Below are 25,066 nucleotides of genomic sequence, written 5' to 3' on the forward strand. Positions count from 1 at the left end.
CGCTCCGCCTCCCTACCCCAGCCGCATCAGCACGAGGCCCCCCAGGATCAGCAGGGCAGACAACCCGCGCACCGGTGTAAGGGGCTCTTTCAGGAAGACCATGGCGATCAGGCCGCCGAACAGCACGCTGGTCTCGCGCGTGGCGGCAACCAGGGCGATCGGCGCCACCGTCATCGCCCAGATCACGATCCAATAGGCGGCGAGCGACATCGCCCCGCCTGCGAATCCCGGCACCAGGAATTTCAAGGCGGGACGCACGCCCGTCCACCCCTTGCGCCAAAGGCATATCGCCAGCATCGGATAGGCATCGAGCGTGAAGAGTGCGGCCGCATAGGAATTGGGGCTCCCCGCAGCACGTGCGCCGATGCCGTCGACGATGGTGTAGAGCGAGATGGTGACGGCGGTGAGCAGGGCATAGATCACGGCTGTCCGGTTCGGGACCAGTGAGCCGCGCTGCCCCTTGAGCGAAATCAGCAGGACCCCCAACCCAAGCACGGCAATGCCGGCGACGTTGCCCAGGGTCATCGGATCATGAATGAAAACCAGGGAAATCGCCGTCGTGGCCAGCGGCGCGGCTCCGCGGGCAATTGGATAGACCTGGCTCATGTCGGCACGACGATAGGCCTCGGCCAGGAAGAGGTAATAGCCAAGGTGCAGAACCGTCGACAGGGCCACCCACATCCAGGCTTCCTTGTTGGGCAGCCCGGTGATCGCCAGCGCCGGCAAGGCGATGACCCCGCAGGACACCGCGATCAGCGTCATCGCCAGGAAGGGGTCGAGCTTGATCTTGACCAGCGCGTTCCACCCGGCGTGCAGGGCCGCCGCGGTCAGCACGGCCAGGAAGACGGGGAGTTGCAATTCCATGGGGGAGCGACTTCAGGACATCAAGCGCCCGACAGACGGCAAAGGGGCCGCTGACCGGTGATACGCAAAGGAGGGGCCGGCAAAGCGCAGCGTCGATTTTGCCTGCGCTTTCAGCGCTCTCCTTCTCATTATGACAGTTTGATGTCAAAGCCGCTTCGCGGGGTGCGACGTTTCGCGTGAGCCTTCAGGCCGCCACCCAAACAAGCTTGTCGTTGGAGAGAACCGCTTCGCCGGACCAGCGATAGGCGGTCAGCACACCGCCCTTGGCAACGCTGAAATCAAGGCACGACGCCGTTGGCGACAACAATTGCGGCCGGCCCGACATCCAGTAATGGCCGAACATCACCGGCACGGATTCTTGATAGTGATAATCGGACTGTATGGGATCGTCCGGCAGTTCGCTTCTTCGTTCATCCAGCCCCAGGGCCGCGAGCCGGAAAGTCGTCGCCGCCCGATCCCACCAGCGCAGGCGAGCCTCGTGCCGGGTGTGGCCGTCCTTGTCGCGGAAAGAGTGCCCGCCGGGCAGCCGCACCTCCGGCCCCTTGAGCAGGATATCGGCGGCGAGATGTTCCGGCGTGCCCCCGCGATAGGCCTTGCGCAGGCCCTCGTCATGAAAGCATCCGGCTGCATCGAGACAGGTCTCGGCCAGGCAGGCCTGCGAGGCTCCATGCCAGCAGGCGTGCACGATCCGCAGGCCGCCAAGATCAAGCCACACCGGCAGGGACGCAAACCAGGTCAATGCCTCGCGATGGGCCGGTGATCCCTGTCCGATCTGCGCGAGAAAGGCGGCATGCTGCTTCTCGTTCTTTTCGGTGTGGGGCCGGAGGAAGCCACCGGCGCCGTCCGGCGTGGCCCAGCCGAGAGCATTGAACTCGTGGTTGCCCATGATCGCTCGGCCGGTCCCCGCTCCGGCCATGGCGCGGACGACACGCAGGACCTCGACCTGTTCCGGCCCGCGATCGATGAAATCGCCCAGGAAGATCGTCTTGCGGTCGGCATGCCGATAGACCCCGCGCGCCTCGCCGTAGCCGAGCTTCGCCAGCAGCCTGTGCAATGCATCGGCATGGCCGTGGATGTCGCCGATTACATCAAATTCCATTGTCAACTTCCTGTTCTTCCATGTTTTTTTGCGTCCCGATGAAATGCCGCCTCAAAGAGCGCGGACGTCCCCGCGACACTCGAGTGAGTGTCGGACGATACTCGAGTGAGTGTCGGACGATCCGCATCTTTCCAACAGACACAGCACTTCCAAGAACGGGCAAGAACATCCGCGCTCCCGGGAATGATGCCCATACACGACGGGAGTGACCCGCTTGACAAGGCACTGGCCCCCCTGTCAGTTTAAAACATGGCCTGCGCTTACATCACCTTTTCCGCTTCGAAACAGCACCTCCTCATCGGGGGCAGGTGATCGTCGCGCGCGCCATAAGCAGCGAACCAAGATCGAAAATGTACCCCGCCGGTTCGACGGGGTTCTTTTTTGCTGCCGTCTCCGGCAAATCGGAGATGATCCATGGAAATCCCCTCTTCTTCCGCCCGATCGCTGGCCTCCCCGCAGGGCTTGTGGTTGCCCTTGATCACGCCCTTCCGCGACGGCGCGCTCGACGAGGCCTCGCTGAGACGTCTCATCCGCCATTACGGCACGCTCGGACTGGATGGCCTCGTTCTCGCCGGCACCACGGGCGAAAGCCTGACACTGGACGAGGATGAAACGCGGCAGCTTGTCGAGGTCAGCGCCGACGAGCTTACCCGGCAAGGCCGCCGACTGCCGCTCTATCTCGGCCTTTCGGGCAGCGATACACGCAAGCTCGCCAAGCGCCTCCCCCGCCTGGGAGACTGGCCGATCGAGGGCTGCCTTATTGCCTGCCCCTATTACAGCAGGCCGTCCCAAGCCGGGCTGATTGCCCATTTCAATGCGCTGGCGGATAGCACCCAGCACTCGATCCTGATCTACAACATTCCCTACCGCACCGGCGTAAATCTGGGCAACGAGGCGATGCTCAGGCTCGCCGAACGGCCCAACATCGTCGGCGCCAAGGATTGCTGCGCCGATCCCGCCCAATCGGCCGAGTTGATCCGGCTCCGGCCACCCGGCTTTTCCGTGCTGACGGGCGAGGATGCCTTCTACCACGCTGCCCTGGCTGCCGGCGCGGATGGTGCCATCCTCGCCTCCGCCCATCTCGAGACCGCCAGCTTCATCGCCATCCGAGACGCCTTCGCTCTCGGCGATGAACCGGCCGCCGACATCGCCTGGCGCTCCCTTGCCGAGCTTGTGCCGCTGCTCTTTGCCGAACCCAATCCCGCTGCGCTCAAGTACTGGCTCTGGCGCACGGGCCTGATCGACAGCGGGGAATTGCGGCTGCCGATGACCCCGGTAAGCGCCGCGCTCGCCGCCCGCCTCGACGGCGTGATCGACCGCCTGAAGTCGGCGGCTTAGTCTCAATGCAATTCATTTGAGGAGGAGACACTCCGATTTGTCATAACCGGGCTTGACCCGGCAACGACAAAGGTTCCGCAGACTCGAAAACTCACGAGTGAACTACACGGGACTTGGTCCGTCGTACACACAGGGGAAGGCGCGAGGGATTGACGGTTCGCGGCGCGGGTGTAGGCTTCAAAACAGCCGGCGGAGGGGAAGCGTGATGATGAAACTGGTATCGTGTGTCGCGCTGGCAGCCGCCTTGCTGTCCATCATCCCGGCCTCCGCCCAGGAGCCGAAAAGCGCGGCGGCATCTGCCGCCGCACAGAAGGAATTCAACGGCTTCATCGCGAAATTCCGGGCTGCGCTGAAGGCCAATGATGCAGCAGCCATCGCCGGCATGGCGAAACTGCCATTTCAGAATGACGCCGCCATCGCCGATGCCGCGCAGTTTCGTGCCAAGGTCTACAAGCCTGATTTCACCGCCAAGACCAGAGCCTGCCTGCAGCGCGAAAAGCCGGTCCATGATCGCGATGGAGACGGCAACCACACCTTTTCCATCGGCTGCGGTGACAACATCTTCGTGTTCACCAGGACAGCCGCGGGCTTCCTGCTGACGGATATCGCCATGAACGACTGAGCGGCCGGCAAAGGCTGCTCAGCGCGCCATTGCCGCCTTGCTGCGCTGGCGCCGTTTCGGCCAGAGGATCAGCCAGCCCACCAGGACGAGGTTCACCACATTCCACAGGAAGCCGTGCAGGAAGGCGAGCCGGTAGGACTGGGTGGCGTCATAGATGAAGCCCGAAGCGAGCCCCCCGCAGGCCATGCCGAGCACGGTTGCCATCAGCACCAGGCTGATGCGGGCACCGGCCTCGCGCGGCGGCAGGAATTGGCGGATGATCACCGCATACATCGGCACGATGCCGCCCTGGAACAGGCCGAACAGGCCCGAGATCACCCAGAGCGAAGAGAGGCTGTTGAAGAAGAGATAGAGCAGCAGCGCCGCCCCTTGCATGGCGGAGCCGATCAGCAGCATCGGCCCGGCGCCGATGCGATCGGCCACCACGCCGGAAGCAAGGCGGCTGACGACGCCCAGGCCCAGCATGAGCGCGATGATCTGGGTCCCGATGGCCACGCCATAGCCGAGATCCCCGCAATAGGCGACGATGTGAACCTGCGGCATCGACATCGCCATGCAGCAGGCAAAGCCGGCCACCACCAGGATCGCCTGCAGGGCATTCGCCGAAAGACCGAGTTCTCCGCGGGCGGCCTCCGTCGCGGCCTCGGCAGCCGCATAAGTGGTGGTCGCGGGCCGGCGGGTCAACGCCAAAGCGAGCGGCACCATTGCAACAGGCGCGAACAGGCCGATGCCGATATGGGTGGCACGCCAGCCATAATCGGATTGGAAGTGCTCGATCACCAGCGGCCAGACGGCGCCCGCAAGATAGCTGCCCGAAGCTGCAAACGTCACCGCCAGCGCCCGGCGCTTGCGAAACCAATGCGAAAGGTCTGAGATCAGCGGCGCGAAACCGGCAGCCGAACCCAGGCCGATCACAATCGAGAGGGCAGCGAACTGCCAGATATTGGAGGTAAAGGCGGCCAGCACATAGCCAGCGCAGAGCAGCACCGCCCCGATCAGGATCGGCACGACGATGCCGGCCCTATCGGCCAGGCGGCCCATGACGACCCCGCCAACGGCAAAGCCCAGCATGGTGCAGGTATAGGGCAAGGAGGCACCGCCCCGCAGCGTGTCGAACTCCACTTGCAGAGTCGGCAGCACGACCACCACTGACCAGTTGCCGACACAAGCCACCGTACCAAGGATGAGAGTGAGAACCAGACGCAGCCAGGAATAGGCGGAATCGACGTCGCCAGGCCTATCGGCCTCACGGGGCAAAGCTGACACGGGGAGTTTCCTCGTTCCGGAATATTATCCTGAATATGCTTGTTTCACCGACCGGACGGCGTGCAATGGTCAGGCTATAGCAGCTTCCGTCCCGGCTTCGCCAGATCGAACAAAGCATGGCTGACCTTCTGAACCAGCGCCTCATGCGCCCTGCCCCAGTTCTCGCAACATGAATGCCGCCCGTTCGGCGACGGGCAGGAGCGGCAGCGACACCAACTCGTAGCCGAGGCTGGCATAGACCCGCAGCATGGCCTCATGTGTCGCCTGCGCCTCCTCCAGGCTCTGCTTGCGCTCGGCATCGCCGGCATAGATCGCCGGCCAGGGCGGCGCGATGAAGACTTGCGCACGATAGCGCCGGAGCGCGGCGGCCTTCCGGGTCGGCTCCGGCACCGTCAGGCCGCAAAGCTGGAGATAACCGATCACGTCGGGAATGCCGCGATCGAACAGCACCAGGCCGTCGAGCCCCCGCGCCTCACGATAAGAGCGCAGATCCCACGCCAGCATCAGCTCGGCGAAAGCCGCGCGGTCGGCCCATGGCAGGGCATTGCCGTCAATGGCGACCTGATCCTGGATGATGGCGCGGCCCGCTTCGGGCATGGCACGCAGCCCCTCGGCCGCCAGGGCCGAAATCAGGCTGGTCTTGCCTGCCCCCGGGCCCCCGGTGACGACGACGAAACGATCGATCTGAGACAAGGCTCGATCTCCTCTCGATAATGATAACAAGGGTTCGGATGGAACTCGCAACGCCAGGCGGCGGCACGAGTGGGCCAGAAAATGGGGATAGGGCTTTCGATCCGCACTTTGGGCGCGTGGCATCAGCCTTCGCGCGAGGGTCAGCCGGGCATGGTTCGCCGGGCACCTCGGGCTTTCAGCCTACACCGCGCCAGGCCCGGCCGAAAGCCCCTCGGTTCTCGTCTCTCCCTCGGAGCCAGCAAAGACGCGATATCGTCGCCCCCTCCAAAGGCAGCGTCGCTTATGGGTCATTCGTAACGGACCCAAGGCAACACGATGGTCAGGTGAAGGGTATGCCGCCCGCGGCCAAGCCCATCCGTCCATCACAGGGGAAAGCCAGGCATGACAGACAGGATCGGCAAGTCGGGAGCGCAAGGCTTGATCGTGGATCGCCGCGAACTGATGAAAGGAGCCGCCGCGCTCGGCCTCGGCTACAGCCTGATCGGACCTTTCGGAGGGCCGGCCCTGGCCGCCGAGACGCCTAAGAAGGGCGGCACGCTGCGGCTTGGCATGGAGGGCGGCTCGGCATCGGACACCCTCGATCCGCGCGCCGTCGCCGATTCCATCCCTGTCAGTTACAGCTACCAGATCTGGAACGGACTGATCGAAGTCGACAAGAATGGCAACGCGGTCGGCGAATTGCTGGAGAGCTGGGAATACAAGCCCGGCGCCAAGGAATGGATCTTCAATGTGCGCAAGGGCGTCACCTTCCATTCCGGCAAGACGCTGGATGCCGACGACATCATCTATTCGATCAACCTGCATCGCGGCGACACCAAATCCGCCGCCAAGGATGTGCTGTCTGGTATAACCGAAATCAAGAAGCTCTCGCCCAGCCAGATCCAGATCACCCTGGGCGAGGGCAATCTCAACCTGCCCTACAATCTCACCGATTTCCACATCCTCGGCATTCCCAACGAATTCAAGGATTTCTCCAAGCCGGATGGCACGGGTGCCTACAAGCTTGAAGTGTTCGAGCCCGGCGTGCGCGTGGTCACCAAGAACAGCGGCCATTACTGGAAGGAGGGCTGCGGCAATTTCGACGCCGTCGAACTGCAATATATCGGCGATTCAGCGTCGCGCCTGCAGGCGCTTATCTCGGGCCAGGTCGATGCCATCAACCGGCTCGATCCCAAGACCATGGACCTGGTGACCAGTTCGCCCGATGTGAGCGTGGTGCAGACCAAGGGCACCGGCAATCGCTATTGCTTCGTGGCGCTGTGTGACACCGAGCCGTTTGCCAATGCGGACCTGCGCTGGGCCCTCAAATATGGCATCGACCGCAAGAAGATCGTCGATACCGTCTATCAGGGCTATGCCACGGTCGGTAACGACATCACCATCAGCCCGACGAACAAATACTTCGCCAAGGACCTGGCGCAGACATCCTACGATCCCGAGAAGGCCGCCTTCCACTATAAGAAGGCCGGCAGCCCCAAGCTGGAGCTCAAGGTATCCGAGGGCGCCTTCAGCGGCGCCACCGACTCGGGGGTGCTCTATCAGGAGGCTATGAAGCAGGCCGGCATCGAGCTCACGGTCACGCGCGTCTCGTCCGACGGCTATTGGGCGAACATCTGGCTGAAGGAACCTTTCTGCGCCGTCTACTGGGCCGATCGCCCCGCTATCGACATTCAGCTTTCGCAGACCTTCCTGTCGAACGCTGCCTGGAACGACACCCATTGGCGGCGTCCCGATTTCGACAAGCTGGTGATCGCCGCACGCGTGGAGGAGGACGAGGCCAAGCGAAAGGCGATGTATGCCGAGGCCCAGACAATGATCCACGATGACGGCGGCACGATCTGTTTTGCCGTCAGCGATTATCTCGACGGCTACGCCAAGAAGGTGGCGGGCGTGGCGCCCCACGCCCGTTTCGACATGTGCGACCAGCGGGTCGCCGAAAAGGCGTGGTTCGCCTGAGCCGGGAGGGCGCTGCCAAGCGCCCTACCCCCACCAGAAGATCGCGGCGATGATGACGTAGAGCCCGATAAGGGCAGCGCCATCCGCCATGTCGGCCCGGCCGTCCGCCGTGACGACCACGCCGATGATGGCCGACAGCATCAGGGCCACGGCCAGCATCGGCGGGATCACCAGGGTGAAGGGCGTCCCGCCCATGGCGTAGCTGACGAAGACCAGCACGGGAATCAGGGCGAGCGCCACCTGCAGCGAGGAGTTCAGGATCACGCTTATGGCGAGTTCGGCCTGGTTGCGCAGGGCGAACTGGATGCCCACGACATTCTCCACCGCATTGCCAACGATCGCCACGATGACAAGGCCAGCGAAGGCCTGGGAAATGCCGAGCGTCTCGATGGCCGGGTTCAGCGCCTCGACGAACCAGTCGGACACGAACAGGGCGGCGACGCCGGCAAGAGCCAGGATGGTCAATGCCAGCCAGAGCGGCCAGCCGGCCTCCTGCTGGCCATGCGCCTCGGCCGGCACAGTGCGCTCGCTGCCGCCGAGCATGACCTTGACGGAAACCAGGAAGACCAGGAGCAGGACACCGGCACAAACCAACGCCAGCTTGTCTTCATGGGCGCCCGCCGGCAGATGCATCACCGAAGCCAGCGTCGGCAGCATCAGCGCGGAAACGGCCAGAAGCAGCAGCGCCGCGATCATACGCGGCCCCGCCGCATCGAAGACCAGCACCTTGTGGCGGGCGCTGCCGGCGATGAAGGCGATGCCGAGCACCAGCAGGCTGTTGCCGAGGATCGAGCCGATCAGCGAAGCCTGCACCACCTCGATCAGCCCGGCCCGCAGCGCGAAGATGCACACGCACAATTCCGGCAGATTGCCGACCGCCGATTGCACGATGCCAGTGGCGGCCGGGCTGAGATAGCGCCCGAGATGGTCGGTGGCCTCGCCGATCAGCGAGGCCAGCCCGGCAAGAGCCACGGCGCCGATGACGAAGACGAGGATTTGCGAAGAGCCGGTACGGCTGGCGATACCCGTGGCGGCTGATGCCCCCCCTGCGATGGCGAGCGTCACGAAATCGCGTTTCGACAGCATGGAACCTCCCGCGAAGCCATATAGGTTTCATAGCCCGACGCGAAGACGCAAGGGAAGGTCAATCTTGCTCCCCAAGAAGCGGCGTTTCGAACAGAGGAGCGGTCTGCGTTCGCGTGGCAGCATCACGAACATGCACGGATTTTCCATACCATGCAGGCTCGACAGGCAGCATTCCGTTGCCTACCCTTCGCGCCACAATGCCGGAGGGCCGATGCGCGCAACAACCCTTCTCTCGATCGCCCTTGCGCTGACGGCAGGCCAGGCTCTGGCAGAAAACCTCCCCCCCTTGCGTCAGGGCGACCTTGTCTTCCAGCAATCGAAAAGCCCGCAGAGCGAGGCGATCCGCCTGGCCTCGGGCAGCACCTACACGCATATGGGCATCATCTCCCTCACGCCCGCAGGACCGGTGGTGATCGAGGCGGCCGATGTCGTTCGTCAAACACCGCTCAAGGCTTTCCTTGCCCGCGGCGCGAAGGGCCGCTTCGCCGTTTACAGGCTGCGCCAGCTCGTTCCAGCCAAGGCGGATGCCGCCGTCGCAGCGGCGCGGACCTATCTCGGCCGGCCCTATGATCTCTATTTTCGCCTCGATCCGGACGCCATCTATTGCAGCGAATTGCCTTACGACGCCTTCAGGAGCGTCGGCATCAGCCTTGGGCGCGTCGAGCGTTTCGGTAATCTGTCCGTGCGCAACCCTGCGGTAAAGGCGCTCTTCGCCACGCGCTGGGCCAGTCATCCCGATTGCAGGGGCGCGGCGGGGAATGCCGCGGCCTGTTGGACTCTGATCCAGCATCAGGGCATCGTTACCCCCGTCAGCATCGCCCGCGACAGCCAGGTCGTGCGGGTCGGAGGCAATCTTTGAGGAAATGAACCGGCGCGAGAAATGGGAGGATTTCCGGCTTGCAGGGCGGCGGCGGTGCAATAGGATGTCATCCTGCCGTCACCATCGGGAGAAAGCGCTGCCATGGCCCTCTTCGCCGATCGTTTCAAAGGCCGAAGCGCCGTCATCACCGGCGGGGCGTCCGGCATCGGCCTCGCCAGCGCCAGGCGCATTGCCGCCGAGGGCGGTCGGATCATGATCTGGGACGTCGACGCCACCCGTATCGACGCGGCGAAAGCGCAGATCGGCTCGGGCACTTTTGGCCTGGTGGTCGACGTCACCAATCCGGAGGCGGTGGAGGCCGCCGCCAAGACCTCCGAACGCCATCTCGGCCAGATCGATGCGCTCATCTGCTCGGCCGGTGTCGCCGGGCGCAACGCACCTGTGATCGACTATCCGATCGACGAATGGAAGCGCATCTTCGAGATCAATGTGAACGGCTTGTTCTATGCCAACCGTTTCATCGCGGCGATGATGAAGAAGCGCGGCTATGGCCGCATCGTCAATCTGGCCTCGATTGCGGGTAAGGAAGGCAATCCCACCGCTTCGGCCTATTCGGCCTCGAAAGCCGCGGTGATCGGCTTCACCAAGGCGCTGGGCAAGGAACTGGCGAAGAGCGGCGTCACCGCCAATGTCATCGCGCCGGCCACGATCGATACGCCCATTCTCAAGCAGGTGGCGCAGGCCCATATCGACTACATGCTGTCCAAGATCCCGATGGGCCGATTCGGCAAGGTCGATGAAGTCACTTCCATGATCGCCTGGCTCGCGAGCGAAGAATGCTCCTTTGCCACCGGCGCGGTCTTCGATGCCTCTGGCGGCCGCGCTACCTATTGAGTCGGGCCCGCCTCAGCGCCAACGATAATTGAAGCTGACGCTGATTCGCTCCTCGTCCGCCTGGTTGATCGGCACCTCGTGGCGCAGCCAGCTCTCCCACAGCAGCACCGTGCCGGCCTGGGGCGCCTCATAGACGAAGGGCCGCTGTTCCCCGCCAGCCTTGGCCTTGCGCGGGGGTGCCGCCATCATCAGGCCGAGCCGCGGATCCTCCAGCTTGAGCGCGCTGGAGCCCTTGGGCGTGGCCACATAATAGGTGCCCGAGATCACCGAGCGCGGGTGGATATGCGAGGTGTGCACACCGCCCTCCGGCAGCACATTGACCCAGATGTCGTCGAGCTTGAGCTTGTCGCGGCCAAGATCGAATTCGAGCTCCTTGGCAAAGACAGCGACATGGCCATCGAGCGCCTTCACAAGTTGCTTGATCGCCGGAAAGCGCCAGGGCAGGTCGTTCAGGGAAGCGTAGGAGGTATAGCCTGGATAGCCGTGCTTGTGGCACCAGGCCTGACCGGCCTCGTCGTCTTCGGCAAGGGAGCGGCAGGTTGCGTCGATCTCGGCGAGCGGCGCCTGCGCCTCGCCGAGTTCGGCACGGTAGAGCTTGGTAACGAAAAGGGTCTTGATCTCGGCCATGGCGAGGAAGTGGCCGAGCGAAGGCTCGCCTGTCAAGCCGCTTATCATCTGAGCGGGATTTCAGTCGGCCAAAGCCGGGCTCCCAGATGCCCCTCGACAGGCTGGGGGCGTTGCCGGAACATTCCCCTATCGTTCCCAGAAGTGCTTGGCGATCTCTGTCTCGACTTGCCACTTCTTCATGCCGATATCGTCGATCAAATGGGGATTGGCTTTCGCCATTTCCTCCAGGTCCCTGCGAAAATAGATCCGCTTGCGCCAGGCCGCGATCATTCTCGGCAGCATCGCCAGGCTGAAGCGCCGGCGCGGCATGTCACACGGTCCTGACCATGCCGCCTGATGCGGCGCCGAACCAAGGGTGGGAATATCGTTCATGACAACCTCCATAGGGTTCGGGTCTGGGGACCCTCGACCTGAATGAGGTTGAATTCTGCGGGATACGAACGGCGTCGTACTTAAGCTTTCCCAAATAGTTCTCAAAACTTCCAAAAGGGCTATAGATTGCGCCCCATGCAGGGATCGCGCTTTGCCTTTGGTCCGTTCGTGCTCGATTCCGGCGCGGGAACGCTCCTTCGGGACGAGGCTCCCGTTGCCGTTGGCTATCGCGGGTTGAAGTTGCTCGCGGCCCTCGTCGAAAACCCCCGCGAGATCCTGCGCAAGGCCGCGTTGATGGATGCGGCCTGGCCGGGCATGGCGGTCGAGGAAGGCAATCTCACCGTCCAGATCGCGCAACTGCGCAAGCTCCTCGGCCCGGCCGCCGATGGTGGCGAATGGATCGTCACGGTTCCTCGCGTCGGCTACCGGTTCACCGGCGCCGTCGAACAGCTTGGTCGAGAGCAGCGAAAGCCCCTGCCTTTGCCCGGCAAACCATCGATAGCCGTGCTGCCCTTCGTGAATGTCAGCAACGATCCCGAGCAGGAATCCTTCACCGACGGGCTGACCGAGGACCTGATCACCGACCTGTCGGGGATCTCGGGCCTGTTCGTCATCGCCCGCAACTCGGCCTTTGCCTATAAGGGAAAGGCGATGGACGTACGCGGCATCGCGCAGGATTTGGGCGTGCGCTACCTGCTGGAGGGCAGCGCAAGACGCGCTGCCGGACGCGTGCGCATCAACGCGCAGTTGGTCGACGCCGTAAGCGGTGACCATCTGTGGGCCGAGCGCTTCGACCGCGGCCTGGAAGACATCTTTGCCGTCCAGGACGAGGTCACCGGCAAGATCGTGGAAGCTTTGCTCGGCCGGCTGCGCGCGCCGCTGCCACGCAATCCACCCAGAAATCTCGAGGCCTACGATCTGTGCGTGCGGGCGCGCAAATTGATGGATGATTCGCCGCAGACGGCTCAGGAAGCGCATCTGATGCTCATGCGCGCGGTTTCGCTCGATCCTGATTATGCGGAGCCGTACCGCTGGCTTGCCATGAACCATTGGATGGGATGGGTGCATTCGGGCGGGCCAACCGAAGCGTCCCGCGGCATTGCATTGGAGCTGGCACGCAAGGCCGTAGAGCTCGGTCCAAACGATGCCGGGTGCCGGTGGGTCCTGGCTTACCTGCTTGCCTATGAGCGCCGCTTCGCCGAGGCGGATGCTCAATTCGCCAAGGCAATCGAACTCGACCCGAACGAGGCCGACATCTGGGCTGTTTTATCCGACATCTCGGTCCTGGCCGGGCGGGTCGAGGAAGGCCTCGAGCATATCCGCAAGGCTTTCAGGCTGAACCCGTTTCCGGCGAGCTGGTACTATCTGACGCTCGGCCAGGCGCAATATGCCGCCGGCGACTACGAAGCTGCGATCGAGACCCTGCGCCGGGACGAGACCTATCGTACAAGTTCGCGCCGTTTCCTCGCGGCAAGCCTTGCCCAACTGGGCCGGCTCGACGAAGCCCGCGCGGAAGTCGAACTGTTTCTCGTCGGCAACCCGCATTTCACAATCCGCCATTGGGCCGAGACGGAGCCCTTCCGTGACGCCACGACACTCGAGCATTTCGTCGACGGCTGCCGAAAGGCCGGTCTTCCGGCATGAAAAATCGCGATTCGCGGAAATCGCAATTTTTCTAGAGAAGAATGGCTTTTCTCCGAATCGTCATTCTTCTCTAATTCTTTGCTTTGGCGCGTTTTCTTAATCGAAAAGTCTGTCAACTTTTCTGGAAAATGCTTTAGCCCTCGTCCTCGAAGCGGCCCGTGGCTTCACGATCATGCTCATATCGTTTCGTGAGCGGAAACGACGGCAACCACGACTCGCGACGGACGGTCCAGCTTTCATAGGTCGGCATCAACTGGTCAGGAGCATCGAGGCTCCCCAGATGCACTTCGATTTCGTCCCCACTGCGGGCGAAAACAGACGAGCCGCAGCGAGGACAGAAAAACCGCCCCGCATAGTCACGGGTCTCGCCACCGATCATCACCGCCTCCTGAGGGAACACGGCGGCAGCATAGAAAAGCGCCCCATGATGTTTGCGGCAGTCGAGACAGTGACAAAGGCCGACCCGATATGGGCGTCCCGATGCCACGAGTCGGACATTGCCGCACAGGCAACCACCGGTGAATCGGTCCATGCTGCGCCTCCCCCAGAAACCAAGCGATTCAGATGGTTACAACGAACCACATGCCCATAACTATCGTTCCCTGTGAGTGGGTTGTCCTGCGGCCAAATCGCGCCGGGCATCCCGGGGCGAGCTGCCCAAAACATAATCCTGCTGCTCCCGCGCTCGCCGGGGTTCAATCCTGACAGAACCGTCCAGCGGTACATAGATGCCGGCTAAGCAGCATTCTTCCATCGACATTGAGGGGGTTGGACACGTCCCGATCCAGAATCACGCCCTGCAATCAGGGCACGCGCCAATAATGAAGGAAATAAAAACTTTCCCTGTCAGCGTTGTTACAAAGTTGTCATGTAGCAATGTGCTGATGAAACAGGCTGTAGAAAGCTACCGTCTTGCGCTTTGGACAAAAAAAGACGGCCGGGACGAACCCGGCCGTAGCTTGGACAAAGTCCAAAAGTCACCATCCAGAGGGGAACGTCAGATGCTCCAGGTCGCCACCGGGAGGATGATGGCCCGAACGTCTGACAAGGCTGAGATTATATTTGCCGGCCCCCTGCTGCAATGCATTCTTTCACATGCCGGCCCTGCGTGCTGCGCATAGATGCAATTGCCACTGAAATGCGCACCCTCTTCGCCTAATCCTTGATCAGGCGGCCGCGCAATGCACCCTTGCTGCAAAAACAGGCAAGATGGCCGACGTACCTGGTTTAGCAGCCACGAAATTCACTTAAGTGAGCAACGTTCCGATGTGGCATAGCCGGATTTGACCCCGCTATTCAAAAAGCCGGGCGTGGAACCAAGCATCGGGTCAAGCCCGGCAATGACAAAGATTAGGGCAATCGGATGAACGCCCATGCGGTCATCCCGCGCGCGTTGCGTCATTCATGACGCGGCGCAGTCAGACCAAACAATAGTTAGGTCCGGGGATCGCAAGCCGATAGGAGCGCTTTTTCCGTCATGCGATCCCGGATCTGCACTTCAGCGCTTCGCGCTGCAACACGTCCCCGCCCCGACTTGCAAAGCAAGTCGGGGCTGAGGATGACAAAACGCCTTCACCCGATTGCCCTGGACAAAGATCGTGCAAACTCGACGATGCTCGAATGAGTGGCTTTGAGCCTAGAAGGCCCAGCGCTGGGCCTTGCTGACCAGGAAATCCCTGAGAACCTGGATACGAGCCAGATTCTTCATCTCCTCGGGATAGACGAAATAGGTCTCGAGCTGCGGCATTTCCGCATCGGTCAGCACCTGGACCAGCGTCGACTCGCGACCGACGAGATAATCGGGCAGCACGGCGAGACCGACCCCCTTCTCCACCGCGGTCTTGACGCCACCCAGATTATTGACCTCGAATACCGGCTCGCGCGGATCCTTGGGATCACGACCCACCGTGTTCAGCCAGTTGATGGCCTGCAGAAAGCTGCCAGCCGTACCGCCGAAGCTGATGATGCGATGACGGTCGATATCCTCGATGCTGCGCGGCTGGCCGAAGCGCTTGATGTATTCAGGCGCGGCATAGGCATGGAAATGCACCGTGAAAAGCCGGCGCTGGATGAGATCCCCCTGCTCGGGCTGGCGCATGCGCAGCGCGACATCGGCTTCACGCATGCCCAGATCGAGTTCCTGCTCGGTCAGCAGAAGCTTGAGACGCATATCGGGATAGAGGTCGAGAAACTCCCCGATGCGCGGCGTCAGCCAATAGGTGCCGAGACCGACCGTGGTGGTCAGGCGCAATTCGCCATTCGGCTTTTCCCGGCTGTCGCTGAGGGCGCCCATCGCTGCTTCCAGCTTGAGCATGACATCCTGGGTGGTGCGGAACAGCATCTCACCCTGTTCGGTCAGGATCAGCCCGCGCGCATGGCGATGGAACAGCGGCGTGCGCAGGTCCCCCTCCAAAGCGGAGACCTGCCGGCTGACCGCCGACTGCGACAATCCGAGCACGTCGCCCGCATGCGTGAAGCTGCCGGCCTCCGCAGCCGCGTGAAAGACCTTGAGCTTATCCCAATCCATGAAGCACCCAGTTCAGCCCCGCTCCAGATTCTGCGCTTCGACCCTTGCTTTGCTTCGGTTCAACGCCGCCCGAATTCAACGTCGTATTTGGTTCAACGTCATATTTGGCGACGCGCGAAGATCTGATTTGCGCAGAGTATATGATGATTGCCTAGAAGTTTGAAACGGGTGGCGAATTTAGGGCGGAAATCGATTTATTCCGCTGCTTCCCTGTGGACTTCCTCGGCAGCAAGCCATTTTTCCGCCTCGAGCGCCGCCATGCAGCCCATGCCGGCCGCGGTGACGGCCTGACGATAGACGTCGTCGGCAACGTCACCCGCAGCATAGACGCCCGGCACGCTGGTCGCCGTCGTACCAACAACGGTTTGGATATAGCCGCCATTCTTGAAGGTAAGTTGTCCTGCAAAGAGCTCGGAGGCGGGCTTGTGGCCGATAGCGATGAAGACGCCGTCCGTATCGTGTTTGGTCACGACGCCGGTTTCGACATTGCGCAGATTGACGTGGGTGACACCCAGGGGGATCTCGTTGCCGCCGATCTCGTCGAGCGCGCTGTTCCAGACCACCTCGATATTGGGATGCTTGAACAGCCGGTCCTGCAGGATCTTCTCGGCACGGAAATGGTCACGCCGATGCACCACCGTCACCTTGGCCGCGATATTGGCGAGGTAGAGCGCCTCTTCCACCGCGGTGTTGCCGCCACCGACCACGATGACGTTGCGGTTGCGGAAGAAGAAACCGTCGCAGGTCGCGCAAGCCGAGACACCGAAGCCGCGGAATTTCTCCTCCGACGGCATTTCCAGCCATTTGGCCTGGGCGCCGGTGGCGATGATCAGGGCATCGGCGAAATAGACGTCACCCGTATCCCCTTCCAGGCGGAAAGGACGCTGCGACAGGTCGACCTTGGAGATATGGTCGGAAACCATGCCCGTGCCCATGTGCTCGGCCTGCTTGCGCATCTCCTCCATCAGCCAGGGGCCCTGGATCACCGAGGAAAAGCCGGGATAGTTCTCGACATCGGTGGTGATGGTGAGCTGGCCGCCGGGCTGGATGCCGGAGATCAGCAGGGGCGACAAATTGGCGCGCGCAGCGTAAATCGCTGCGGTATAACCCGCCGGGCCCGAGCCGAGGATGATGAGCTTGGAGTGACGGGTAGCCATACCGGGGTTCCAATCAGGATGCAGCGCGAAGGCGCGCGAGGATTTCTTGAGCAATCAAAGGGGTTGAATCTAGGGGTTCATAGGGGTGGTTTTCAAGATGCCCATCGAACTTCACCACAGCCCCGTGCGCAATCAGGCCATCGACAAGCCGCATGATCTTGGCCGGAACGCCTTTTGGCAGATAGACATGGATGGTCTTTCCGGTCGCCGCCGCCTCACTGAGCATGTTGGCTGAATCGGCGGTAACCACGAAAGCATCGGCCAACGCCAGCATCTCCGCATAGGGATTGGCCCCCTTCCCGTCCCAGATCCAGGCCGGCTTGCCCGTGAGGGCTTGCGCGATCGCCTGCGCCATGGCGGGCGGCGTCCGGCGCGAGGGCGTGACCATCAGCCCCGCCCCGCTTTCGGCCAGACGTGACAGCGCCGAGACGAAGCCGTCGACATCATCGCTGCCAAAGGCCACGTCCTTGGAGGGGCCGCCCGCCAGCACGGCGACGCGCGGTTGCGGCAAGGCGAACAGTTCGGCGCGTACATCCGCGCGTGCCGCCGCCAACACGGCCGGTGCCTGCCGATGCGGCGAGGTCAGCGTCGCCAGCACATTGGCACCCCGCAGGCGGTCATGCGCCGGCACCCAGATGATGTCAGCCGCACCGGTTCCCGTGCGCGGATCCTTCAAGAACACGGTGAGCGTCGATGGCGAGCGCCGCTTCAGCCAGGCGAGATAGCGCACGGCACGCCGGCCGGAGGCGATGGCCAGATCCGGCCAGGGAGGCGTCAGTCCCTTGAGATCGAGGGGATCAGGCGGTCCCCAGGGCATGGCAAGAGCGAACAGGCGCCGCGGTGATACCTTGTGTTCCACGATGCTACCGCCGGCCTGCGCCAGCACCGCCTCGGCGACGCCGAGGCACTGCAGAGCATCGCCCGCCTTGCCGTCCGTGAGGGTCCAAATCAGAGCCATGACGGCGCTCTTAGCACGTCCCTGCCGGCGCGCGCCATCACGGCTCAAATCAGAAGCGAATTTCATCTCGAAATTCAGTCGAGACTAATGTCTCACAGCTCTGGCAATAAAGCTAAGTCCCTGAGCTTATCGGTGCTTTTTTGTCAATCATATTGAGAACACAATTCACCTTATAACCCCGCACATCCCCAACATTTGAGAGCTTGACTGAATGACGTCTAAAACGACGAACGCTACATTTTTTGCCGCAGCAATTACTCTACTAACGATGACGGGAACTAGCTATGCTGACTCCGTCGGTGTGGCCTCCTACTACGGCAAGGAATTTAGCGGTCGCCGCACGGCCAATGGCGAACGTTTCAATCCGGGCGGCCTGACTGCCGCGCATCGCTCCCTGCCCTTCGGAACCAAGCTGCAGGTGACGAACCTGCGCAACGGCAAGAAGGTCGTGGTGCGCATCACCGACCGGGGTCCCTTCGCCAAGGGCCGTGTCCTCGATCTGTCCCTCGGCGCGGCCCGCGCCGTCGGCATGGTGTCCTCCGGCACCGCCAAGGTGAAGATGGAGCGTCTCGCATCCCGCTAAGCGAGCAATAAAGAGAAGACGAGCGAATTGGGGCGGCCTTCGGGCTGCCCTTTTTCTTTTGTCGTTGCTGTTTTTTACTGTTGCCCGGACTTCAAGCGCCGCAATGAGGCCTGATCATTCCCCGCTTTGGTTCAATTTGGAGAAGATCCGGATCAGGTCCTCCAGATCGCCGGCGGAAAGAGCCGCGACCTCGAGCGGCGTGCGATAATATTCCTCCATCAGTGCCTTGCGGGTCGCCTCTCCCTTTTCGGTGAGCCGCACCAGCTTCACCCGGCGGTCACCAGGCGCCGGCGAGCGCTCGGCAAGGCCTGCCCGCTCCAACCGATCAACCAGCCAGGTTGCCGTCGAGGGATCGGAACCCCATTGCCGCGCCAGCGTGCCGATCGGACGCGCCTCTTCCTGGTCCAGCGTGAATAAAACCCGTGAGTCGTTGGGGGTCAGGCCGCGGCTGTGCAGGCTCTCCAGCCGCTGTGGCGAAGAGCGCATCAGAAAATCGAACATCAGCCGCCAGGCCGCGGACGCGGATTCAGGGTTGCGATCCGACGGCGTCATGCGGGCATTCTCCAAGGCACGAAAATTCGTTCGATAAAAATATTTGACTATTAAAATATTTTAGTCAATCAAAATAACATCAAAAGGAGACGATAGCCATGGGAACCACACCGGAAATCAGAACGTCGGTGCTCATCGTCGGCGGCGGCCTCACCGGTCTGACCGCGGCCGCGCTGCTGGCCTGTCGGGGCGTACGCTGCCTCGTGGTGGAGCGGCACCCCGGCACCTCGATCCAGTACAAATTCACCGGCATCTCGCCGCGCAGCATGGAAATCTTTCGCAGTATCGGCCTGGAGGCCGAAATTCGCGCCGAGCGGACCGGCGATCAGCAAGGTGGCGGCATTGCGCGGGCGAAAAACCTCGCCGACCCCGATATCCATTGGAGCGAACTTGGCTGGCCGGACGCCCATCCGTTCAGCCCCACCCAGCCTGCCACCTGCGACCAGCACGTGCTGGAACCGATCCTGCGCCGCCATGCGGAACACCATGGTGCAGACATCCGCTTCAACAGCCAACTCGAAGGTTTCGACGAGGACGCCCGAGGGGTGCGCGCCCGCATCCGCAACCTCGCCAGCGGGGAAGAGGAGGCCGTGTACGCCGACTATGCGATTGCGGCCGACGGCGCCAATGGTGGCATGCGCGAGCGGCTCGGCATCGGCTGCAGCGGCCCCGGCTCGCTGCAGCATTGGATCAGCATCATCTTCGATACCGACCTGCCGCCGATCCTGCAGGAGCGGCGCTTCACTTCCTGTTTCATCACCGATCTCAACGGCGCTGTCACGCCGCGGGCCGGCGGTCGCTGGCTGCTGGCGTTGCAATATTATCCGCAGAAGGGCGAGCGCTTGGAGGACTTCGACGCGGTCCGCTGCCGCGACCTCGCGATCCGCGCCGCCGGCCGCTCCGACATCAAGGCAGAGCCGATCGACGTCAGGGCATGGGACGTTGCCGCGTCCATTGCTGATCGCTTTCGCCAGGGCCGAACCTTCCTCATCGGAGACGCCGCCCATCTGATGCCGCCGACCGGTGCCTTCGGCGGCAATACCGGCATTCACGACGCCCACAACCTTGCCTGGAAGCTGGCCATGGTGCTGAAGGGCGAGGCGGGGCCGAGCCTGCTCGACAGCTATGACGTCGAGCGCCGACCTGTTGTGCAGGCGACGCTGGCCCAGGCCCTCGCGCGCCTGCAAAGCTGGTTCAAGGATCCCTCCAAGCGCTTGCCACCGGCGGCACCGCTCGTGCCGGATTATGACGTCGTATTCGGCCAGCGCTTCGACGCCGGTGCCTTTCTGCCCGCAGGTCCTGCATCGGATGGTCCCTTCGAGGCGCATACGATGCTGGCGGGGCGGCCCGGCACCCGCGCCCCGCATCTTTGGCTCGAATGCGACGGGCGGCGCCTGTCCAGCCTCGATCTCTTCGGCGGCGATTTCGTGCTGCTGGCCAGCAAGGCTGTCTGGCGCCAGGCCGTGGAGGAGGCTCGCCAGCAGTTCGCCCTGCCGCTCGCTTGTGAGATCATCGGCCCGGACAGTGATATCGTCGACATCGACGGCCGCTGGCCGACCGCCTATGGCCTCGATCCCGATGGAGCGGTGCTGGTGCGGCCGGACGGCTTCGTCGCCTGGCGTTCGCCTCAGGGGAAAACCGAACCCGCCGAAGCCCTGTCCGCCGCTGTGCGCCTCCTCGGTCTGGGAGCGGCCGCAGACGGGGAACGAGTGGCGTGACGGTGCGGATCGCAACCCTGCTCGCCCTCGACATCGCACTTTTTGCCGGCGCTTCCATGGTACACGGCGGCCTCCTGCCCATTGGAGAGCTCCATTCGAGGGCCGCCACTGCGGAGGGGATCATCGCCGTGGTGCTGGCGTTGGGTCTCGTCACCGCCTTGGCTCGTCCGTCCCTCGTGCGCCTCACCGCCCTCGCAGCCCAAGGCATTGCCCTTCTCGGTACGCTGGTCGGCGCCGTGATGATCGCCATCGGCATCGGACCGCAGACGAGCGGCGACAAGATGTTCCACGCCGTGCTGGTGGCGGTCCTGGTGTTCGGCCTGTGGCTCGCGGCCGGAATTCGGCAGCGCTGAAGGGACCTGTACCATTGAGCAGCGGTCGTAGGCGGCGATAGCCCCTGAGACAGTCGGAGCCCGGATTCAGGTCGTAGCAGGCACGCTTTCCGTCGCTTCCCGCCCCTGCGCCGGGCACCCGCAAGCGTAGCCTCCTCTTAGCCCGGCGGGCGAACCAAGGGGGCAGCACCATGGACAAGCGCGTTCTGATCACGGCGGGAGACAGCGGCAGCGGCCGGACCATGGCCGAGACGTTTCATAAGGCGGGCACGCATGTCTGGGCCGTCGACATCGACGCAGACGCCCTGGCCTCCTGCCTGCCTGTCTGGGAACGCGAGCAGCTCGACGTCTGCGATGAGGCCGCCGCACAGCCTTGTTCGCGCGGATCCGCGCCTCCTGGGATGGGCTCGATGTCTTGTGCGCCAATGCCGGCATCGCCGGCCCCACGGCTCCAATCGAGGATATCGAGGTCGCGGATTGGCGGCATTGCCTGATGGTCAATCTCGAGGGCACCTTCCTGTTCGCCAAGCATGATCATTGCCGTAGACGGGCATACGGAAAATCCGGACCCGAAAGTGCGATCGTGCCAAACCAGGAAGCGCGGCTCACAATCGTGGCGGAAGGCAGATGCAGAAACCGTCACGGAATAGGAGAAGCCTGCGCCGGCCGAAAGCTGGGAGGAAAGGGTAGTGATCAACAGACCGACCAACAAATTAATGTATGACGCCATCAAGGACCGAGGCGACCCTGGAAGCAGCGGGCTTCGACTATGAGATCGAGCTTTGGTCCCCGGGAAAGGAGGGCTGCTGCCTGACCCGGATTACGGAGAAGAGCGAGCAGTGAGCTACTATCGCAGCGTCGTCATGCCCTCCGCCCAATAAAAAAGCCCGCCCCCTGAGGAGGCAGGCCTGATTATATCTTGATGCCGGAAGATCAGACCAGCGTGTTGCAGAAGCGCTGGATGCGGCGGCCGGCCTCTTCCAGCGCCTCGGTCGAGGTTGCGTAGGAGATGCGGAAATTCGGGCCGAGGCCGAAAGCCGAGCCATGCACTACCGCAACCCCTTCGGCCTGCAGCAGTTCCGAAACGAAGTCCTCATCCGTCTCGATCACCTTGCCGCTGGGCGCCTTCTTGCCAATGGTGCCGGCGCAGGAGGGGTAGACGTAGAAGGCGCCTTCCGGCGTTGGGCACTGGATACCCTTGGCCTGGTTGAGCATGCCTACGATCAGGTCGCGGCGGCCCTCGAAGATCTTGCGGCGCTCGGGGATGAAGTCCTGCGTGCCGTTGAGCGCTTCCACCGCCGCCCATTGCGCGATGGTGCAGGCGCCCGAAGTCTGCTGGCCCTGGATCATGTCCATCGCCTTGATCAGCGCCTCGGGGCCGGCGGCATAGCCGATGCGCCAGCCGGTCATCGAATAGGCCTTGGAGACGCCGTTGATGGTGAGGGTGCGGTCATAGAGCTTGGGCTCGACCTGGGCCGGCGTGTAATAGGCGAAGTCGCCATAGACGAGATGCTCATACATGTCGTCGGTCATCACCCAGACATGGGGATGGCGCAGTAGCACGTCGGTCAACGCCTTCAATTCGTCACGGCTATAGGCGGCGCCTGACGGATTGGAGGGCGAGTTGAAGATGAACCATTTCGTCTTCGGCGTGATCGCCTTTTCCAGCGCCTCGGGCGACAGCTTGAAATTGGTGGCCAGCGTGGTTTCGGCGAAGACCGGCGTACCGCCGCACAGGGCCACCATCTCCGGATAGGAGACCCAATAGGGCGTGGGAATGACGACCTCGTCGCCTGTGTTCAGCGTGGCCATCAGGCCGTTGAACAGGATCTGCTTGCCGCCGGTGCCGACGATGGTCTGCGAGGGCTTGTAGTCGAGGCCGTTCTCACGCTTGAATTTGGCGGCGATAGCTTCGCGCAACTGCGGAATGCCGGAGACGGGCGGATATTTCGTTTCCCCACGCATCATGGCGTCGACCGCGGCCTTCTTGATGTTGTCGGGCGTGTCCATGTCGGGCTCGCCGGCGCCAAGGCCGATGATGTCGCGTCCCGCCGCTTTCAGTTCGCGCGCTTTCTGGCTCACCGCGATGGTCGCGGAAGGCTTGATGCGCGAGAGGGCGTCGGCGAGAAAAGCCATGGCTGGAAACTCCTGTAAGCCGTGGATGAAGCGGGTGTAGGGAACGCGAGGCGGCCTCACGGGCGGCCCCCTGCCCGCCCCGAAGGGCGCGCTTCTGCTTAGGCGCGGGCCAGCCTCCGTTCAAGCGCAAAGATTACGTCCAATGCACAACTTGCCGGAGAGGCTGCGCGGGTTCATTCCTAAACCATCCTGGGATTTGACGGTGACGGCGAGAACCGCAAAGGCGTGTCAAACCAAAGAGCTATGGAGCAGGCGCGCTCAGCCATGAACGCGCCCGGCTCCGGGCAACATCGACACAACAAAGCCGTGAAACTTCCTCACCGCCGCCCGAGAACGCGCAAAAGCCTGCCGTGATCGGCAGCGATGCTTTGACTGTAGCCGATGCGCTTCATGGCCACCCGAGTTCTTGGTGGCGTGATGCGTGGTTGGAAGTAACCGAGTTGAGTGCCGCGTGCGTTTTCGCACTTCGTTTCGCCGGACGAAGTTTTAGACGACAGGACGTTAGATGTTTTCCAGTCGAGCGTTTCGAGGAGATCACGATGGCCGTCAATCAGGCAACCGCACATATGCTCAAGGCCGACACCCGCGCCATGCGCGTTTCGGCGGCTGAAGCAGAACGTCAACTGACCTTGGCGCTCTGGCTCGTCGGACTTCTCGCGACTGCAACAGTAGTAACAGCGACCATTGGGTTCTTCGCCTAGTCCCCCCGCAAGCGAATTGAACTGGTCGCCTAACGCGCCGGATGGTCCCCCCGCCATCCGGCGCATTTTCATTTTGGTACAGCCATTCACGCAATTCTTGGCACTTTTCGCTGACCTCATGCCAAGGCTATTTCAGAAGCCAGTCGCTCTGAAACGAGGTTAGCCATGTCCCGAACCGCTTCGCACCCAACCGTTTTGCCTCGAACCATTTTCCTGGCCGGTGCCACCGGTGCCGTCGGGGCGCCGCTCACGCGCCTGCTCCTTCGTGCCGGTCACCGGGTCGTCGGCACGACGCGCACGCCTGCCAAAGCCGATATTTTGCGGAAACTCGGCGCCGAACCGGTCGTGGTCGACGTCTTCGACCGCGACGCCCTGATCGCCGCCGTGACAGCCGCCAGACCCGAAATCGTCATCCACCAGCTTACCGATCTCCCCCCGGCCCTCGATCCGGCCCGCATGGCGGAATTCGTGCCGCGCAATGCCCGCATTCGCCGCGAAGGCAGCGCCAATCTGGTTGCTGCCGCTCTCGCGGCCGGAGCCCGGCGGATCATCGCCCAGAGCATTGCCTGGGTCTATGCACCCGGCCCGCTGCCGCACATCGAAACCGATCCCCTCAATCACGGGGCCGAGGGCCCGGGCGCGGTCAGCGTGCATGGGGTGATCGCCCTGGAGGATGCCGTGCTCCAGGCGCCGATCGAAGGCGTGGTTCTGCGCTACGGTTATCTCTATGGGCCCGGCACCGGCAGCGACATCCCCAGCCGGGCGATGTCCGTGCATGTCGACGCCGCGGCGCAGGCGGCGCTGCTCGCGATCGATCGTGGCCGGCCCGGCGCCTATAATGTCGCAGAAGCAAGCGCTGAACTGTCGACCGTCAAGGCTTCCGACGAGCTTGGCTGGCGAGCCGATTTCCGCCTTCCGGGATGACGGTCGTCTGTTCATGAGGGAGCGCCGCCCGATATGCGGAGTGTGAGCCTCCCGGCTGACATCTTACTGGCCGACAAGCCCTCGTTCCAAGATGTCAGCCGGGAGGCCGACACTCCCAATCTCGCTCAAATGAAAAACAGAGAATGGTCCGCCGGGCGGCATAGGCACCGCCGCCTTCGGCAGCGCATGTCACTTTT

25 protein-coding genes are annotated in these 25,066 nt (G+C 62.9%); 12 read left to right on the forward strand and 13 right to left on the reverse strand.

From position 1 onward, the window contains the following. Positions 1 to 12: 12 nt before the first annotated feature. Complete coding sequence (locus ACZYTC_RS13345; protein ID WP_481274116.1) at positions 13 to 864, reverse strand: EamA family transporter; 852 nt, start codon at positions 862 to 864, stop codon at positions 13 to 15. Positions 865 to 1,048: 184 nt separating this feature from the next. After that, the gene (locus tag ACZYTC_RS13350; RefSeq protein WP_488989785.1) at positions 1,049 to 1,963 is read right to left on the reverse strand and encodes a metallophosphoesterase; all 915 of its coding nucleotides are present in this window, start codon (positions 1,961 to 1,963) and stop codon (positions 1,049 to 1,051) included. 414 nt (positions 1,964 to 2,377) lie between these two features. Here ACZYTC_RS13350 and dapA point away from each other — a divergent pair, with 414 nt between their 5' ends. Then, entirely contained in the window at positions 2,378 to 3,301 is a 924-nt protein-coding gene (dapA, locus tag ACZYTC_RS13355) for a 4-hydroxy-tetrahydrodipicolinate synthase (protein WP_488989786.1), read from the forward strand. Positions 3,302 to 3,506: 205 nt separating this feature from the next. Next, positions 3,507 to 3,923 (forward strand): hypothetical protein, encoded by a 417-nt coding sequence (locus tag ACZYTC_RS13360; protein WP_434959606.1) that lies wholly within the window; start codon positions 3,507 to 3,509, stop codon positions 3,921 to 3,923. Between the two features lie 18 nt (positions 3,924 to 3,941). Here the strand turns inward: ACZYTC_RS13360 and ACZYTC_RS13365 are convergent, their stop codons facing one another. Further along, positions 3,942 to 5,189 (reverse strand): MFS transporter, encoded by a 1,248-nt coding sequence (locus ACZYTC_RS13365; RefSeq protein ID WP_434955606.1) that lies wholly within the window; start codon positions 5,187 to 5,189, stop codon positions 3,942 to 3,944. Between the two features lie 141 nt (positions 5,190 to 5,330). Then, entirely contained in the window at positions 5,331 to 5,882 is a 552-nt protein-coding gene (locus ACZYTC_RS13370; protein ID WP_488989787.1) for an AAA family ATPase, read from the reverse strand. Between the two features lie 381 nt (positions 5,883 to 6,263). On the opposite strand from ACZYTC_RS13370, the gene ACZYTC_RS13375 reads away from it, so the two are divergent. Further along, the gene (locus tag ACZYTC_RS13375) at positions 6,264 to 7,838 is read left to right on the forward strand and encodes an ABC transporter substrate-binding protein (RefSeq protein ID WP_488989788.1); all 1,575 of its coding nucleotides are present in this window, start codon (positions 6,264 to 6,266) and stop codon (positions 7,836 to 7,838) included. A 24-nt stretch (positions 7,839 to 7,862) separates the two neighbouring features. Here ACZYTC_RS13375 and ACZYTC_RS13380 read toward each other — a convergent pair whose 3' ends face one another. After that, positions 7,863 to 8,924, reverse strand: coding sequence for a calcium:cation antiporter (locus tag ACZYTC_RS13380; RefSeq protein ID WP_434955603.1), 1,062 nt, complete (start codon positions 8,922 to 8,924; stop codon positions 7,863 to 7,865). Between the two features lie 211 nt (positions 8,925 to 9,135). On the opposite strand from ACZYTC_RS13380, the gene ACZYTC_RS13385 reads away from it, so the two are divergent. After that, entirely contained in the window at positions 9,136 to 9,783 is a 648-nt protein-coding gene (locus ACZYTC_RS13385; RefSeq protein ID WP_454813286.1) for a YiiX/YebB-like N1pC/P60 family cysteine hydrolase, read from the forward strand. 102 nt (positions 9,784 to 9,885) lie between these two features. Further along, positions 9,886 to 10,638, forward strand: a complete 753-nt coding sequence (locus ACZYTC_RS13390; protein WP_434955601.1) for an SDR family NAD(P)-dependent oxidoreductase — start codon at positions 9,886 to 9,888, stop codon at positions 10,636 to 10,638. A gap of 12 nt (positions 10,639 to 10,650) precedes the next feature. Here the strand turns inward: ACZYTC_RS13390 and ACZYTC_RS13395 are convergent, their stop codons facing one another. Together ACZYTC_RS13395 and ACZYTC_RS13400 are read right to left on the reverse strand one after the other, a co-directional pair. Then, the gene (locus ACZYTC_RS13395; protein ID WP_434955600.1) at positions 10,651 to 11,301 is read right to left on the reverse strand and encodes a TIGR02466 family protein; all 651 of its coding nucleotides are present in this window, start codon (positions 11,299 to 11,301) and stop codon (positions 10,651 to 10,653) included. A 90-nt stretch (positions 11,302 to 11,391) separates the two neighbouring features. Continuing rightward, positions 11,392 to 11,637 carry a DUF1127 domain-containing protein gene (locus ACZYTC_RS13400; RefSeq protein WP_434955599.1) on the reverse strand — a complete coding sequence of 82 codons (246 nt, stop codon included), beginning with the start codon at positions 11,635 to 11,637 and terminating at the stop codon, positions 11,392 to 11,394. Positions 11,638 to 11,772: 135 nt separating this feature from the next. On the opposite strand from ACZYTC_RS13400, the gene ACZYTC_RS13405 reads away from it, so the two are divergent. After that, entirely contained in the window at positions 11,773 to 13,281 is a 1,509-nt protein-coding gene (locus ACZYTC_RS13405) for a winged helix-turn-helix domain-containing tetratricopeptide repeat protein (RefSeq protein ID WP_488989789.1), read from the forward strand. 133 nt (positions 13,282 to 13,414) lie between these two features. On the opposite strand, the gene ACZYTC_RS13410 is transcribed toward ACZYTC_RS13405, so the two are convergent. From ACZYTC_RS13410 to ACZYTC_RS13425, 4 genes are all read right to left on the reverse strand, one after another. Next, complete coding sequence (locus ACZYTC_RS13410) at positions 13,415 to 13,813, reverse strand: GFA family protein (protein ID WP_441773743.1); 399 nt, start codon at positions 13,811 to 13,813, stop codon at positions 13,415 to 13,417. A 1,104-nt stretch (positions 13,814 to 14,917) separates the two neighbouring features. Continuing rightward, positions 14,918 to 15,808, reverse strand: a complete 891-nt coding sequence (locus ACZYTC_RS13415; protein ID WP_434955596.1) for a LysR family transcriptional regulator — start codon at positions 15,806 to 15,808, stop codon at positions 14,918 to 14,920. Positions 15,809 to 16,002: 194 nt separating this feature from the next. Then, positions 16,003 to 16,965 (reverse strand): thioredoxin-disulfide reductase, encoded by a 963-nt coding sequence (gene trxB, locus ACZYTC_RS13420; protein ID WP_434955595.1) that lies wholly within the window; start codon positions 16,963 to 16,965, stop codon positions 16,003 to 16,005. A 13-nt stretch (positions 16,966 to 16,978) separates the two neighbouring features. Beyond that, complete coding sequence (locus ACZYTC_RS13425; protein WP_441773742.1) at positions 16,979 to 17,923, reverse strand: mitochondrial fission ELM1 family protein; 945 nt, start codon at positions 17,921 to 17,923, stop codon at positions 16,979 to 16,981. Between the two features lie 211 nt (positions 17,924 to 18,134). On the opposite strand from ACZYTC_RS13425, the gene ACZYTC_RS13430 reads away from it, so the two are divergent. After that, positions 18,135 to 18,506, forward strand: coding sequence for a septal ring lytic transglycosylase RlpA family protein (locus ACZYTC_RS13430; protein WP_434955593.1), 372 nt, complete (start codon positions 18,135 to 18,137; stop codon positions 18,504 to 18,506). Positions 18,507 to 18,620: 114 nt separating this feature from the next. On the opposite strand, the gene ACZYTC_RS13435 is transcribed toward ACZYTC_RS13430, so the two are convergent. Beyond that, the gene (locus tag ACZYTC_RS13435) at positions 18,621 to 19,058 is read right to left on the reverse strand and encodes a MarR family winged helix-turn-helix transcriptional regulator (RefSeq protein WP_434955592.1); all 438 of its coding nucleotides are present in this window, start codon (positions 19,056 to 19,058) and stop codon (positions 18,621 to 18,623) included. Positions 19,059 to 19,156: 98 nt separating this feature from the next. On the opposite strand from ACZYTC_RS13435, the gene ACZYTC_RS13440 reads away from it, so the two are divergent. The 3 genes from ACZYTC_RS13440 to ACZYTC_RS13450 all read left to right on the forward strand — a co-directional run bounded on the left by ACZYTC_RS13440 (position 19,157) and on the right by ACZYTC_RS13450 (position 21,832). Beyond that, on the forward strand, positions 19,157 to 20,776 hold the full coding sequence (locus ACZYTC_RS13440) for an FAD-dependent monooxygenase (protein WP_488989790.1): 1,620 nt from the start codon (positions 19,157 to 19,159) through the stop codon (positions 20,774 to 20,776). Further along, complete coding sequence (locus tag ACZYTC_RS13445) at positions 20,773 to 21,129, forward strand: hypothetical protein (RefSeq protein WP_488989791.1); 357 nt, start codon at positions 20,773 to 20,775, stop codon at positions 21,127 to 21,129. Before ACZYTC_RS13440 ends, ACZYTC_RS13445 begins: the two co-directional genes overlap by 4 nt. A gap of 352 nt (positions 21,130 to 21,481) precedes the next feature. Next, the gene (locus ACZYTC_RS13450) at positions 21,482 to 21,832 is read left to right on the forward strand and encodes an SDR family oxidoreductase (RefSeq protein WP_488989792.1); all 351 of its coding nucleotides are present in this window, start codon (positions 21,482 to 21,484) and stop codon (positions 21,830 to 21,832) included. A 209-nt stretch (positions 21,833 to 22,041) separates the two neighbouring features. Here ACZYTC_RS13450 and ACZYTC_RS13455 read toward each other — a convergent pair whose 3' ends face one another. Beyond that, entirely contained in the window at positions 22,042 to 23,244 is a 1,203-nt protein-coding gene (locus ACZYTC_RS13455) for a pyridoxal phosphate-dependent aminotransferase (RefSeq protein ID WP_441773738.1), read from the reverse strand. Positions 23,245 to 23,783: 539 nt separating this feature from the next. Here ACZYTC_RS13455 and ACZYTC_RS13460 point away from each other — a divergent pair. Together ACZYTC_RS13460 and ACZYTC_RS13465 are read left to right on the forward strand one after the other, a co-directional pair. Further along, positions 23,784 to 23,945 carry a hypothetical protein gene (locus ACZYTC_RS13460; RefSeq protein ID WP_187829720.1) on the forward strand — a complete coding sequence of 54 codons (162 nt, stop codon included), beginning with the start codon at positions 23,784 to 23,786 and terminating at the stop codon, positions 23,943 to 23,945. A gap of 165 nt (positions 23,946 to 24,110) precedes the next feature. Then, positions 24,111 to 24,869, forward strand: a complete 759-nt coding sequence (locus tag ACZYTC_RS13465; RefSeq protein WP_434955586.1) for an NAD-dependent epimerase/dehydratase family protein — start codon at positions 24,111 to 24,113, stop codon at positions 24,867 to 24,869. Positions 24,870 to 25,066 lie beyond the last annotated feature (197 nt).

It is taken from the genome of Labrys sp. F242 (genome assembly GCF_057813875.1).